The sequence below is a fragment of the Nonomuraea dietziae genome, assembly GCF_014195505.1.
Classification (GTDB): Bacteria; Actinomycetota; Actinomycetes; order Streptosporangiales; family Streptosporangiaceae; genus Nonomuraea; species Nonomuraea roseola.
The window spans coordinates 4,200,866-4,215,145 of record NZ_JACIBV010000001.1 but is presented as its reverse complement, the minus strand read 5'-3'; the positions used below and the strand labels follow the sequence as shown (position 1 = coordinate 4,215,145).

The 14,280-nt window shown below is 70.5% G+C and carries 11 protein-coding genes; 4 read left to right on the top strand and 7 right to left on the bottom strand.

The window, feature by feature from the left end; all coding sequences use genetic code 11:
• Positions 1–54 precede the first annotated feature (54 nt).
• From FHR33_RS19930 to FHR33_RS19905, 6 genes are all read right to left on the bottom strand, one after another.
• Positions 55–693, bottom strand: a complete 639-nt coding sequence (locus tag FHR33_RS19930; protein WP_183649873.1) for a GNAT family N-acetyltransferase — start codon at positions 691–693, stop codon at positions 55–57.
• Positions 694–738: 45 nt separating this feature from the next.
• Positions 739–2,127: an FAD-binding oxidoreductase gene (locus FHR33_RS19925; RefSeq protein WP_183649870.1), complete on the bottom strand. Its 1,389-nt coding sequence runs from the start codon at positions 2,125–2,127 to the stop codon at positions 739–741.
• Positions 2,128–2,198: 71 nt separating this feature from the next.
• Positions 2,199–3,659 carry an NADH-quinone oxidoreductase subunit NuoF family protein gene (locus tag FHR33_RS19920; protein WP_183649868.1) on the bottom strand — a complete coding sequence of 487 codons (1,461 nt, stop codon included), beginning with the start codon at positions 3,657–3,659 and terminating at the stop codon, positions 2,199–2,201.
• On the bottom strand, positions 3,656–4,342 hold the full coding sequence (locus FHR33_RS19915; protein ID WP_183649864.1) for a hypothetical protein: 687 nt from the start codon (positions 4,340–4,342) through the stop codon (positions 3,656–3,658). The genes FHR33_RS19920 and FHR33_RS19915 overlap by 4 nt, the downstream gene beginning before the upstream one ends.
• Before the next feature lie 54 nt (positions 4,343–4,396).
• Positions 4,397–5,887: a DUF1996 domain-containing protein gene (locus FHR33_RS19910; RefSeq protein ID WP_312895626.1), complete on the bottom strand. Its 1,491-nt coding sequence runs from the start codon at positions 5,885–5,887 to the stop codon at positions 4,397–4,399.
• Entirely contained in the window at positions 5,884–6,507 is a 624-nt protein-coding gene (locus tag FHR33_RS19905) for a DUF4142 domain-containing protein (protein ID WP_183649861.1), read from the bottom strand. Before FHR33_RS19905 ends, FHR33_RS19910 begins: the two co-directional genes overlap by 4 nt.
• 109 nt (positions 6,508–6,616) lie before the next feature.
• Between FHR33_RS19905 and FHR33_RS19900 the strand changes: the two genes are divergently transcribed.
• The 4 genes from FHR33_RS19900 (at position 6,617) to FHR33_RS19885 (ending at position 13,136) form a co-directional block, all read left to right on the top strand.
• Entirely contained in the window at positions 6,617–7,147 is a 531-nt protein-coding gene (locus tag FHR33_RS19900; RefSeq protein ID WP_183649858.1) for a sigma-70 family RNA polymerase sigma factor, read from the top strand.
• The gene (locus tag FHR33_RS19895) at positions 7,147–7,347 is read left to right on the top strand and encodes a zf-HC2 domain-containing protein (RefSeq protein ID WP_183649855.1); all 201 of its coding nucleotides are present in this window, start codon (positions 7,147–7,149) and stop codon (positions 7,345–7,347) included. The genes FHR33_RS19900 and FHR33_RS19895 overlap by 1 nt, the downstream gene beginning before the upstream one ends.
• 90 nt (positions 7,348–7,437) lie before the next feature.
• Positions 7,438–8,217, top strand: coding sequence for a tryptophan 2,3-dioxygenase (locus tag FHR33_RS19890; protein WP_183649853.1), 780 nt, complete (start codon positions 7,438–7,440; stop codon positions 8,215–8,217).
• 44 nt (positions 8,218–8,261) lie between these two features.
• Entirely contained in the window at positions 8,262–13,136 is a 4,875-nt protein-coding gene (locus FHR33_RS19885; RefSeq protein WP_183649850.1) for an NAD-glutamate dehydrogenase, read from the top strand.
• Positions 13,137–13,243: 107 nt separating this feature from the next.
• Here FHR33_RS19885 and FHR33_RS19880 read toward each other — a convergent pair whose 3' ends face one another.
• Positions 13,244–14,239 carry a DUF8094 domain-containing protein gene (locus FHR33_RS19880; RefSeq protein ID WP_183649847.1) on the bottom strand — a complete coding sequence of 332 codons (996 nt, stop codon included), beginning with the start codon at positions 14,237–14,239 and terminating at the stop codon, positions 13,244–13,246.
• Positions 14,240–14,280: the final 41 nt, after the last annotated feature.

The window sequence follows — 14,280 nt, the reverse complement described above, 5'->3', positions numbered from 1 at the left end:
GGAGACCCGAGGAGGGGCCTCCCGAAGGCGCGGCGGGGTGGGTGACCGTCGGGGTCAGGTCGTGGGAGCGATGAAGAGGGGGAGGCAGGCGTCGAGGCCGCGGATCTCGACGTCGGGCGCGGGGGAGAAGTCGGCACGGTCCAGCCGGAAGCGGCGGATCGCCGCCCGCGTGCCCATCCGGTTGCGGATCTCGATGCCGTCCTCCCTGTAACCCAGCTTCCCTGTCACCCCCAGCGAAGCCGCGTTGTCCTCGAACGCCGAGGTGACGGCCTGCTCGGCGCCGAGCCCCTCGAAGGCGAAGTGCAGCACCGCCCTGCGCATCTCGGTGCCGATGCCCTGGCCCTGGAAGCGCCTGCCGATCCACGAACCGGTGTTCACCTCACGGGTGATGCCGAAGTCCTTGGCGAAGACGCCCTGGACGCCGACCACCTCGCCGTCGAGCAGCACCGCGAACTCCGCCGACCACGACTCGGGTGTCCATTCGCCCCACTGGCGGAAGTGGTACCGGATCGCGCGGCGGGCGCGCTCGGCGGGCGGCACATCCGACCACGGGAAGAGGAACGGCATGAAGCCCTCCTCGTGGATGCCCTCGGCGGCCCTGTCTCCCAGCTCGTCGAGCTGCGCGAGGCTCGGCAGGCGCAGCTCCAGGCGGGGCGTGTGGATCGACAGGTCGAAGAGCGGCAAATGGCGCATGCCGTCCATTGTTTCTGTTCGGCGTCGCCGCCCGCGACGCGTTTTTCACACCCCCTGCGGCAGCCGGAACAGCCGTCCTGGGTCGTAGGCGGCCTTCACCGCCGACAGCCTGGCCGCGTTGGCGCCGTAGTAGGCCTCACGCCACCGCGCGATGTCGGGGTCGATGTAGTTCACGTACGCGTGCTCCCCGAGATGCGGCTCCATCGCCCCGCGCACACCCCTGAGCCAGCTCCTGTCGGCCCCGTCGGCGTAGTACTGCACGCTGAACAGCGCCTGCCGGTGGGGGAAGGCGGTGGCGTCGGGCCGTACGCGGCTGATCGCCCCGCCCATCGCGTCGAGCAGCACCGCGTGGCCACCAGGACGGGCGACCCTGGCCACCAGCTCCTTGACCGCCGCGCCCGTCATCTTCGCGTAGCCGAGGTGCGAGGAGGCGACGAAGGCCTCGCGCGGCATCCTGCGGCACTGCGCCACCGTCCTGCCCGAGCAGCCCGCCATGATCATCATGGCGGCGCGGTGTGAGCGCTCCGCGGTGTATCTCGACGACGGAGCGCCCGCGGCCTTCACCAGCGCGTCGAGCAGCTTGGCGCAGGCCGTCCTGCCGCCCAGGTAGAGGCCGCCGACCTGCACGTCGAGGCCGCCCGCGCTGCGCGTGAGGTGGAGGTTGGCCCACAGGGCGTCGGGCGCGGACGGCGCCCACGCCTGCCACGCCCTCACCACCGAGGCCGCCCTGGACCACGGCCAGTGCAGGAAGAAGACCGTGACGTCCCTGGCCGGATGGGTGCGGAAGGTGAAGGAGAGCGCGACGCCGAAGTTGCCGCCGCCCCCGCCCCTGCAGGCCCAGAACAGGTCGCTGTGGTTGGACGCGTCACAGGTCAGCACCCGACCGTCGGCGGTGACGATGCGCACGGACTCCAGGGCGTCGCAGGTCAGGCCGTACTTCCTGGACACCACGCCGAGCCCGCCGCCGAGGGTGAGGCCGGCGATCCCCACCGTGGGGCAGGTGCCGGCGGGGACGCTGACGCCGTTGGCGATCAGCTTGTCGTAGACGTCGATCAGCTTGGCGCCCGCGCCGACGGTGGCCCTGCCCGCGCGGTAGGTCACGGTGTTCATCCGCGACACGTCGACGACCAGGCCCGAGCCCGTGGACCAGCCGGCGTAGGAGTGGCCGCCCGAGCGGGAGGTCACGGGGACGCGCTCGCCGCGGGCGAAGGCCAGGCACTCCGCCACGTCCTGCGGGGTGGCGCAGTAGGCGACGCCGCGTGGCCTGATCGGGTCGAAGGTCGGGTTGTAGAGACGGCGGGCGGCGTCGTACCCGGCCTGGCCAGGCCGTACGAGCCTGCCGTCGAGACCTCGGCCGAGCGCCGCCCAGTCGGGAGCCGTCGATCCGCCGAACCCGCTCAGCGCGGCGGTGAGCAGGAAGCTGCGGCGATCCATGGTGACTCCCTCACATCGTGAAACCGAAGGGTGAGACGCGCGAAGGGACCGCCTGGTTGGTCACATTCCGGTCACCCGCTCGACGCCAGGCGCAGCGCGAGCGCCGGGCACATCTCGACCGCGCGGCGCGCGTCCCTCGCCATCCAGGCGGGCACCTCGCGGAAGGACGGGTAGCCGTGCTCGTCCAGGTCCACGAACTCGGGCAGCAGGTGCGCGCACAGACCGTGGCCCTGGCAGCGGGTCCAGTCGACGTCGAGCTGGTAGCGCGGCTCCTCCTGCGGCTCGGGCAGGGGAAGCGCGCCCCTGATCGGACGCCCGCACGAGCCACGCCGCTCGTGGACGGCCAGGTCGCCGGCGAAGGCGTCCATGGCCGACAGCACGAACCTCGCCGTCCCGTCGGGGTGGAAGCAGGCGCCCCTGCGTTCCACGGACCGTACGGCCCGCCGTACGTCATCGGCGTTGCCCGAGCCCTCGGTCAGCGCGCACAGCGTCCTGGCCACCTCGGGAAGTCCGAGACGGCAGGGGCCGCACTGCCCTGAGGACTGCGCGGCGAGGTAGGCGGCGACCCTGGCGACCTCGCCGAGAGGGCAGGTCGTCGAGGGGAGGGGCGCCACGATCCCCGCGCCGAGAACGCCTCCGGCCAGCCGCATCCCCTCGCGGGAGACGACGGCCGTCGCCGCGGCCTCCGCGCCCAGCCAGGCCCCGTGGTAGCCGCCGACCAGCACGCCTTCGCCGGGCTCCAGCCCGCACTCCTCCAGCACGGTGGCCAGCGGCACGCCCGCCATCACCTCCACCACGGCCTCGCCGCCCACGGTGAGCAGGACGGTGCCGGGCTCGCGGGCGGTGCCCACCTCGGCGTAGCCCACGGGGCCAAGCTCGGCGAGGACGGCCAGCTGGGCGAAGGTCTCGGCGTTCGACAGCAGTGTGGGCAGCCCGCCGACGCCCTCCTCCGCCGCCCTGCGCCTGCGTCCGGCGGGGACGGCCTCCAGGCCGTTCACCCCTCGCACGAGCGCGCCGCCCTCGCCGGTGATGAAGCGCTCGGGCAGGCCGACGACGCGCATCCGCCCGCCGTACCGTTCGGCGGCTCCCGAGACGGTCGCGGCGCGCCGCTCCTCCAGCGCGGCGGCCATGGAGGCCTGCGAAACCTCCCCTTCGGCGGTCGCGACGATCACCTCGCGGGCCCGCAGCGCCTCGGCGGCCAGCAGCGCGCCGTCCAGCACGAGATGAGGGGTGCGGACCAGCAGCATCTCGTCCTTGGCGCTGGCCGGCTCGCCCTCCACGGCGTTGACCAGCACCACCCGCTCTCCTGGGGCCACCGCCCTCAGCTTGCGCGCGAAAGGGAACGCGGCCCCGCCGCGGCCTCGCAGATCCACCTCCTCGGCCAGTTCGATCAGCTCGTCCAGCTCCCTGCGCGCGGGCTCGCCGTGCAGCGCCCTGTGGGCAGGCAGGTCGAGGCGCCTGCAGTGGTCGAGCCCCGCCGTGAGCCTGGCGGGCGCGAGCCGCAGTACGCGCGGCACCCGATGCGGAATCATCCCGCCCTCCTTCTGCGCAGGTCGTCGAGGCTGACCAGCTCTCCGATCACCACGGGCTCCTCCACGACCTCCGGTACGGCAGGCGGCCTGCGAAGCGTCGCGACCGCCCTGACCAGCAACGCCGACAGCACCGCCGCCAGGCAGACGACGTAGGACCAGGCCACCCACCCCGCGGGCGGCCTGCCCGCGGTCAGGCCGTGCAGGATGGCGACGGGCCAGGCCAGGTAGGCGGCGCCGTGCATCACCCGCCACAGCCACGGCTTGCTGGTGTGGGCGAACCAGCCGCGCGTCACCCCCGTCACCGCCGCGAGCGCGAACAGGGCGAGCGCCGTCAGGCCGGTCAGCGACGACGACCTCAGCGCGGCGTGCGCGAGGAGGAAGCCGATCCCCGCCGCGGCCGCGGCCCTGTGCAGGAGCTGGCAGCGGACCCTGTTCGGGACGGACAGGAAGACCCGCTCGGTGGTGACCAGCCCGAGAGCGACCGTGAGAGTCAGCGTGACCAGGGCGAACACGCCGACGTAGAAGTCCAGGAAGGCCAGGCCGCCGTTCATCAGACGCAGCCCGCGCTCGGTGCGGGCCAGCGCGACGGCCGACAGGATCAGCGCCGTCACCGACGCGGTGGCCCCCAGGCGTAGCTGCCTGGCGTCGAGGCCCGCGTGGCGCGGCTGCTTTCTGTGGAGCATCGTTTCCCTCCCGAGTTCTGCTGGGTGAGGTGTGCTGCTCGGGAAGGGGTGAGGTCAGCAGCGGCGGCCGCGGTTGATGCAGCCGACGACGAAGGACATCAGCCTGTCGGGCATGACGTTGGCGAAGTCCGCGTGGTCGGTCACCGGGTTGTGCAGCTGCTCGGGGAAGGCGTCGAGGGCGTAGGAGGGGCCCTGGGGGACGCTGTAGGTGAGGATCATCCGCAACTGCGGGATCGCCCTGGTGCCCTGAGGGCAGCCGCCGCCCTGGCCGGGGAAGACCACGTGCGTGCGGTGGTTGGCGCTGTCGGTGTTCTGGCCGTCCCAGCAGCTGGGGAAGTCCAGGACCCTGACCACGAGGCTGCCTCGCGGGCACAGCGGGTACTTCGTGGTGACGCGGTTGGTGAAGCCGGTGCACGTCCACGCGGCGCGGGCGTTGGCGCCTCCGTTGGTCGCCGCCTTGGCGTCCCCGGTGATCATCCTGAGGAAGCGGGGCATCTCGCTCACCCTGCCCGCCGCGTTGCCGCGGAACTGCATGACCGCCTGGCGGGGACGCAGCACCTGGCCGACGTTGCCGTCGGGGTCGCCGAGGTTGGCGTCGACCTTCCTGTTCCTCAGCACGGGCCAGAAGTAGGTGGACCTGTCGGAGAGCCTGCACGTGGTGCCCGCCGCGGCCAGCGACTGGTCGGTGGAGAAGGCGTCGGTGGACAGGTTGCCCACGTAGTCGTGCAGGTGGTGGGCGCCGTTGGAGACGCCGGGGGCGACGATGAAGTTGTCGGGGTTGTTGTGGCGGTTGCCGTTGGTGCCGCACTGGGAGACGAAGGTGCCCCTCGACCCGGACCTGAGGCCGGCCAGGAGGTTGCCGCCCGGCTGGACGGTGCGGATGTCGACGAAGTCGGCGACGAACGGGCCGAGGTCGGCGCAGTCGTCGTCCTGCGTGGCGGACGGGCTGGGCGAGGGGCTGGGCGACCTGGTGGGCCGGGCCCTCCTGCCGTCACCCTGCTGCCCCGACCCGGTCGGCTCCGCCTCGGGCCGCCCCGGGTTCCGGGGGTCGCCGGGGTTCTGACGCTCGCCCGGGTTCTGTGGGTCGCCGGGGCTCTGCGGATTGCCGGGGTTCTGGGGGCTGCGGGCCTCGCCGGGCTCCTGCGAGGCGCGGGGATCCCTCGGGGAGCCCTGATCGGGTGTGCCGGGATCCTGCGAAGCGCGAGGGTCGCTGTTCCGGGCGCCGGTTCCACGCCGGTCGGCCGGGTCCTGGGGGTCGGCGGTGCTCTGCGGGTCGTCCCCGGGGTCGCTCGGCGGGGCGAGCGCCCCGCCGCCCTGGGGCGGCTGGCCCTGGTCGCTTCGGGACGGCTGATCCTGGGCGTCCTGGGGCGGCTGGTCCTGGCCGTCCTGGGACGGCTGGTCCTGGGTTCGTTGTTCGGGGTGTCCCGCCGGGTCGCAGTGGTCGGCGAAGGCGGGAGCGGCGTTGATGACGGCCGCGGACACCATGCCACCGGCCACCATGGCCAGGGCCGACATGGCCGCGGCCAACCGTCTGGATGTGATCACTGGTTGTCTCTCCTCGAATCGGCCGCAAGGGCGGCGGGGGCGGGGGAGGGCGTCGGAGGCTCGGGCAGCGCGTCGTAGTCGACCAGCCCCGTGCTCTCCAGAAGCGTCATGTGCTTGAGCACGAACGCGTTGGACTTCTGGGCGAACCTCCTGATCTCGTCGTTGCGGGTGCCCGCCCTGACCAGGGCGATCACGCTGAAGACCTTGCCGTGGGCGGCCCTCAGCAGGTTGGCGAAGTCCCTGTCGTAGGCGGCGCCGCTCTTGGTCGACAGCTGGGCCATCCAGCGCTGCTGGTCGGCCGAGGGCTGGCTGGGCAGGACCACGCCGAGGCGCGAGGCGACCGCGATCACCTCCTTGTCCAGCTTCAGGTGGTCCTCCACGAGGTGACGGCCGACATCCTTGACGCGGCGGCTGAGCGCGCGCTGCTGGGCCTGCTGGCCGGTGGGGATCTCCCAGAGGCCGGCCTGTCGTACCTTGATCAGAAGGTCCTGGTCGGAGGTGGTCGGGGCGGCGGTGGACGTCGCGGCGGGCGGTCCTGGCAGGACCAGCAGCACCGTGACCGCGGCCGCCACGAGGAAGCCGCCGAGCAGGAGCACCTCTCCGGTTAGAAGCCTGCGCATGGTCGGAGGTACGCGGCCCTGAGGGACGGGGTTCAACGCAAGTGTCGAGATAGTCAGAAATGACTGGAGTTATCGGAGTGACTACCGACCCGATAACGAAGGTGTAAAGATGTGCCCCGTGCTAGGTCACCTCGACGACATGGAGCACCGAATACAGGCGCTCTATGAGCAGTTCGGCGGGCCTTTGCTCCGCCACGTGCGCAAGACCACAGGAAACGATCTGCAGTGGGCCGAGGACGTCGTGCAGGAGACGATGGTCAGAGCCTGGCGTCACTCCGACAGACTGCAGTGGGAGCCTGGCCTTGTCTGGGCGTGGCTGCTCACAGTGGCCCGCCGCATCGTGATCGACGGCCGACGCCGAAGGAGTGCCCGGCCGCGTGAGGTCGAGCCGCCAGAGGCGGACACCGTTCCCGTTCCCGACGGCTGCGATCGGGCGTTGTCGGCGATCGTCGTCGCCGACGCCCTTCGGAGCCTGTCGCAGGAACACCGCGAAGTCATCGAGCAGACTTATCTCAGGGACCGTACGATTAGTGAGGCGGCGGAGATTCTGGGGATCCCGCCGGGCACGGTCAAGTCCAGGCTCTATTACGGAATCAGGGCTCTGCGTGGGTTGCTGCGGGACAAGGGGGTTGCCGGCTGATGCATCCTGAGGTGGCTGCCTACGTGCTCGGAGTTCTCGACGACGCCGACCTCCAGGCGTTCGAACGCCACCTCGACTCGTGCGAGCGGTGCCAGAGCGAGCTCAAGGAGCTCCAGGACGTGCCGGACCTGCTCGACGACCTCAAACTCCAGCCCTCGGCGTCAGAGGACGACGACCCCCCGATCTCCATGTCACGTTGACGTCCGTGTACTTTTCGGGTGATATCGGGTACGTCCGGTCAACGAGGACCGGGCTATTGGGGGAGGTGCCCGGTGGTGGGGACAGGAGCCATGCCTCCTGACCGACGTTTCGGCGAGGAGGGCGCCCGCCTTTCCTACGGCGGTTATCTCCGCCTGCCGGAACTGCTCGCCCAGCAGGAGCCCGAGTCGTCGGCCCCTGACGAGTTGCTGTTCATCACCGTCCACCAGGTGTACGAGCTGTGGTTCAAGCTGCTGCTCCACGAACTGGAGAGCGCCCGAGAGGCGATGTCGGCCGGTGAGCTGTGGAAGGCCAGGCACCTGTTCAAGCGCGTCCACGCGGTCGAACGCGTGCTCGTCGGGCAGGTGGACGTGCTGGAGACGATGACGCCCCAGGACTTCCTGGAGTTCCGCGCGAAGCTCGCGCCCGCCAGCGGCTTCCAGTCGGTGCAGTTCCGCGAGCTGGAGTTCCTGTCGGGAGCCAAGGATCCCCGCTACCTCCAGCGGGTGCGCAACGCCGGCGAGGACGAACTCGCCAGGTTGCGCAGGCGGCTGGAGGAGCCCACATTGTGGGATGCTTATCTCACCGCCCTCTCCCAGCGGGGCCTGCCGATCTCCGACGAGGAGATCATGGGCTCGCTGCTGGCCGTGGCGAGGGACCGCGGGGCGCACGACGACCTGTGGCAACTGGCCGAAGATCTGCTGACCCATGACGAGACGTGCGCCATGTGGCGCATGCGTCACGTCCAGATGGTCGAGCGGCAGATCGGCACCAAGTCGGGCACCGGCGGCTCGACCGGCGCGCCGTACCTCAGGGAACGCACGCGCCTGCACTACTTCCCCCTGCTGTGGGAACTAAGAGGCTGGTTGTGACCAGCATCCAATATGGCAAACCCTCACAAAGGAGTGAGAGCGACATGCCGCTCGACGAGGCCAAGGACGAGTTGCTCCAGAACGCGGCGCAGATATGCGCGGCGGGCGGCGACCACGCGAGCCCCGAGGAGGCTCTGGCCTATCTGCGCGTCTACTACCGGCACGTCGCGGCCGAGGACCTTCTCGACCGCGACCCCGTGGACGTGTACGGCCCCGCGATGTCGCACCGGCAACTGGCCGAGACGCGCCCACAGGGCAGGGCGGTGGTGAGGGCCTACACGCCCACCGCCGAGGAGAACGGCTGGGACCCCGGTCACTCCGTCGTGGAGGTGGTCACCGACGACATGCCCTTCCTCGTCGACTCGGTGACGATGGAGCTCGACAGGCACGACGTCGGCATCCACCTGATCGTCCACCCGCAGATGCGGGTGCGCCGCGACATGACGGGCAGGATGCTCGGCCGCGGCCAGGAGGACGTCACGGGCCAGATGCTGGTCGAGTCGTGGATGCACATCGAGATCGACAGGCAGTCCGATCCCGAGGTGCTCAGGTCGATCGAGGCCGACCTGCAGCGCGTGCTGTCCGACGTGCGGCATGCCGTCGAGGACTTCGCCAAGATGCGGGCGCTTGCCGTACAGACCGCAGAGGATCTGACGATGAACCCGCCGCCGCTGGAGCCCGCGGAGGTCGAGGACAGCCTCGACCTGCTGCGCTGGCTGGCCGACGGGCACTTCACCTTCCTCGGGTACAGGGAGTACCGCCTGGAGGACAGCGACCAGGGCGAGGTGCTGCGCGCGGTTCCTGGGGCGGCGCTCGGCATCCTGCGCGCCGACAAGCCGGGCTCGGCGAGCTTCTCCGCGCTGCCGCCCGAGGTGCGGGCCAAGGCCAGGGAGAAGCAGCTCCTGATCATCACCAAGGCCAACTCGCGCGCGACCGTGCACAGGTCGGCCTACCTCGACTACGTCGGGGTGAAGCTGTTCTCGCCGGAGGGCGAGGTGATCGGGGAGCGGCGCTTCCTCGGCCTGTTCACCCACGTGGCCTACAACGAGTCGATCTCCAGGATCCCCGTGGTGCGGCGCAAGCTCGCCGAGGTGCTCGACCAGGCGGGGCTGAGCGCCGAGAGCCACGACGGCAAGGACCTCATCGAGATCCTCGAGACCTACCCGCGCGGCGAGCTGTTCCAGACGCCCGTGGACGAACTGGTGCCGATCGCCCTCGGCGTGCTGCGGCTGCGCGAGCGCAAGAAGGTCAAGCTGTTCCTGCGGCGCGACGACTACGGCCGCTACATCTCCTGCCTGGTCTACCTGCCGCGCGACCGCTACACCACCAAGGTCAGGCTGAAGATGCAGGACATCCTGCTCAAGGCCCTCGGCGGCTCCTCCCTCGACTACAGCGCCATGATCGGCGAGTCCACGCTGGCCAGGCTGCACGTGGTCGTGCGGGGTGAGCGCGGCAAGCCGCTGCCCCAGCACGGCGTCGACGTCGACGAGCTGGAGGCCCGCCTCGCCGCGATCACCAGGTCGTGGGAGGACGACCTGGCCACCGCGATCGGCGAGATGGCGACCGAGGAGGAGGCCCCCGCGCTCGTCAGGCGCTACCAGGCGGCCTTCCCCGAGGGGTACAAGGCCGACTTCCCACCCAAGATGGCCGTGGTCGACCTGCGCCGCCTGGAGGAGCTGGTCGGCAAGGGCGACGACGAGATCGGCATCAACCTCTACGAGCCGTACGACGCCGCCGAGGGCGAGCGGCGGCTGAAGATCTACAAGCTCGACTCGCCGATCTCGCTGTCCCACGTGCTGCCGCTCATCCAGCGGCTCGGCGTCGAGGTCGTGGACGAGCGGCCCTACGAGATCGACCGCGACAACGACCCCGCCACCAAGAACGCCTGGATCTACGACTTCGGGCTGCGCTACACGCCGTCGGACGAGGTCGACCGCAACGACTTCAAGAGGCTCTTCCAGGAGGCGCTCGCGGCGCTCTGGACCGGCCAGGTGCAGGCCGACAACTTCAACGCGCTGGTCCTGTCCGCAGGGCTGACCTGGGAACAGGCGGAGATCCTGCGGGTCTACGCCAAGTACCTGCGCCAGGCCGGCAGCACCTTCAGCCAGCGCTACATGGAGCGGGTGCTGCTCGGCAACGTACGGCTGTCGCGGCTGCTGGTTCGACTGTTCGAGGCCAGGCTCGACCCCAAGCGCTCCGACGAGGTGCGCGCCGACCTGAGCGAGGCGCTGCACGAGGAGATCCTCGGCGCGCTCGACGAGGTCGCCTCGCTCGACGAGGACCGGATCCTGCGGGCCTACCTGGAGATGATCCAGGCGACGCTGCGGACGAACTACTACCAGGTCGACGCGGACGGGCGGCGCAAGCCGTACATCTCGCTGAAGGTGGACCCGCAGGCGATCAGCGTGCTGCCGCTGCCCCGCCCGCGCTACGAGATCTTCGTCTACTCGCCCAGGGTCGAGGGCGTTCACCTGCGCTTCGGCAAGGTGGCCCGTGGCGGCCTGCGCTGGTCGGATCGCATGGAGGACTTCCGCACCGAGATTCTCGGCCTGGTCAAGGCGCAGATGGTGAAGAACACCGTCATCGTGCCCACCGGTTCGAAGGGCGGCTTCGTGGTGAAGCGCCCGCCGTCCTCCGGCAACCGCGAGGAGGTCATGGCCGAGGGCATCGCCTGCTACCGGATGTTCATCTCCGGCCTGCTCAACCTCACCGACAACCTGGTCGACGGCCAGGTCGTGCCTCCGAAGGACGTCGTCAGGCACGACGGCGACGACACCTATCTCGTCGTCGCGGCCGACAAGGGCACCGCCACCTTCTCCGACATCGCCAACAGCGTCTCCAAGGAGTACGGCTTCTGGCTGGGCGACGCCTTCGCCTCTGGCGGCTCCATCGGCTACGACCACAAGGCGATGGGCATCACCGCCCGCGGCGCGTGGGAGTCGGTGAAGTACCACTTCCGCACGGCCGGCGTCGACATCCAGTCCACGGACTTCACCGTGGCCGGCATCGGCGACATGTCGGGCGACGTGTTCGGCAACGGCATGCTGCTGTCGCAGCACATCCGCCTGATCGCCGCCTTCGACCACCGGCACATCTTCATCGACCCCGACCCCGACGCGGCGCGCTCCTTCGCCGAGCGGCAGCGGCTGTTCGAGCTGCCGCGCAGCTCGTGGGCCGACTACGCGACCGACCTGATCTCCGCAGGTGGCGGCGTCTTCTCACGCGGCGCCAAGTCGATCCAGATCACGCCACAGATGCGCGCCGCACTGGGGATTTCTGCCGATATTTCGGCATTGCCGCCCAACGACCTGATCAGCGCCATCCTGCGCGCGCCGGTGGATTTGCTGTGGAACGGCGGCATCGGCACCTACGTCAAGGCCTCGTCCGAGTCCAACGCCGACGTCGGCGACAAGGCCAACGACTCGCTACGCGTCAACGCGGCCGACCTGCGCTGCAAGGTCATCGGCGAGGGCGGCAACCTGGGCTTCACCCAGCTGGCCCGCATCGAGTTCGCGCTCAACGGCGGCCTGGTCAACACCGACTTCATCGACAACTCCGCGGGCGTCGACACCTCCGACCACGAGGTGAACATCAAGATCCTGCTCGACCAGGTCGTCCGCGACGGCGAACTGACCGACAAGCAGCGCAACCAGGTCTTCACCTCCATGACCGACGAGGTGGCCGACCTGGTGCTGCGCGACAACCACGCGCAGAACGTGGTGCTCGCCGCGGCCCGCGCGCAGGCGCCGGAGATGCTCCACATCCACGCCCGCTACCTGCGCCGCCTCGAAAGGGACGGGCTCGTCAACAGGGAGCTGGAGTTCCTGCCGTCGGACAAGACGCTCGCCGAGCGCCGCCAGGCCGGCATCGGGCTGACCGCGCCGGAGTTCTCCGTCCTGCTGGCCTACACCAAGCTGGCGGTCGACGCCGAGCTGCTCGGCTCCGACCTGCCCGACGATCCGTACCTTGCCTCCTGGCTGGTGTCGTACTTCCCCTCGGCCCTGCGCGAGCGCTTCCGCACCTACATGGACGCCCACCCGCTGCGCCGCGAGATCATCACCACCTGCGTGGTGAACGAGCTCGTCAACTCCACCGGCACCACGTTCATGTTCCGCTTCGGCGAGGAGACGGGAGCCTCCTCCCAGGACATCGCGCGGGCCTACCTGGTCACCAGGGAGGTCTTCGACCTGCCCAGCTTCACCAAGGGGGTGGAGGCCCTGGACAACAAGGTCGACACCCGCACCCAGCTCGCCATGCTGCTGGAGGCGCGCAAGCTGGCCGAACGCGGCACCCGCTGGCTGCTCGGCAACCGGCGGCCGCCGCTCGACCTGGCCGGATCGGTGAGCTTCTTCGTGAAGGGCGTCAACGGCCTGCTCACGCACCTGCCGAAGCTGCTGACCGGGCCCGACCTGGCCGCCTACGAGGACCGCCGCGACAACTTCCTCGCCCGCGGCGTCCCCCTCGAACTGGCCGAGCGGGCCGCGGCCATGGTTCCCGCCTACTCCACCTTCGACCTGGTGGAGATCTCCGCGGTCACCGGACGCCCTGTCAACGAGGTCGCCGAGGTCTACTTCGACCTCGCCGACCGGCTCCAGCTGGCCAGGCTCAGGGAGCGCGTCATCGCGCTGCCGCGCGACAACCGCTGGAACTCCATGGCGCGCTCGTCGCTGCGCGACGACCTCTACGCCGCGCACGCCTCGCTCACCCGCGACGTGCTGGCCCACAGCTCGCCTGGGAGCTCGCCGGAGGAGCGGCTGGCCACGTGGACCGAGGGCAACTCGGCGGCGGTCTCCAGGGCCCGCCAGACGCTGTCGGAGATCTGGGAGAGCGACAACTTCGACCTCGCGACACTGTCGGTGGCCCTTCGCGCGATCCGCACCCTGGTCGCCACCAGCAACCTGCCCCACACCGAGGCCTGACCGGCCGCCCGACGGCCCTGCGCGCCCCAAGCGCGCAGGGCCGTCACCGGCTCCGCCACGGCCGCGGCCTGGACGGGCGCGCACACGTCCACTTCCGTGGACGCGGGTCAGAGGCCGCTGCCCTTGGTGATGGCGCCGTCGTAGGCGATGACCGTGGCGGCGGAGGCGGGTGGGACCGTGGCGACGTACTGCTGGGTCTCGAAGATCTTGATGTTGTCCCTGTACTGCTCCCTCGTCAGGGCCCAGCGGCCCTCGGGAGGGACCGGCAGGAACGGGCTGACGGAGATCACGCTGTTCATCGAGGTGGTTCTCAGCAGGGAGTACTGCACGAGCGCGCCGCCGTCGGCCGTGCGCAGCGCGTAGACGGGGTAGTCGGCCGCGCTGAAGATCGAGTCGTAGGTGAAGCCGTCCTTCTTCGCCGCCGTGCGGTTGTCGGCGATCTCCGCGGCCGTCTCCGTGGTGTAGGGGCCCGCGGCGATGAGCCCGGCGGCGATGCCCGCGGGCCCGCGCTCGGCGATGGTGGCGTGCAGCGGGGCGATGTAGCGCGGGCTGATCTGCACGCCCTTGTCCTCGGAGCCGACCACCTCGGCGTAGCCCGCGGTGTCGAGCTTCACCTCGGGCAGCCGCTGACCCGGCAGCAGGAGGGCCAGGGCGCTCAGCCGCCAGTCGGTCCCCTTGGCGAAGGTGAGGACGGCGGTGCGGTTGTCGCGGGGGACCACGACGGAGAACCACAGCGGCTCGTCGGGACGCAGGCGCGGCACCAGGAACGTGGGCGTGCCCCAGGTGTAGCGGACGGGTCGGTCGCCGGTCGAGGCGAACTCGGCGGTCACCAGGTCGGTGCGGCCGTCGCGGTTGAGGTCCCTGGCGAAGCGCCTGCTGCCGGCGACGCGCAGCATGTCGTCGGTGACGACGTACTCGGAGAAGGCGTTGGCCGCCTCGCTCAGCGACACCCCCGGGGCCACGGAGGGGGTCGTCGGAGCGGCGGCGGTGGTGGCCGCCGCGACAGGCGAGGAGGACGGTTCACCAGAACCCGAGCAGGCCGTCGCCGCGGCCAGCAGACCGGCGGCGAGGGCCAGCATTCTCCGCCGCCCGTATGCACGCACGTCGCCATGTTATGGGGTGCGCGCAGGTCGCGTACCCTTGG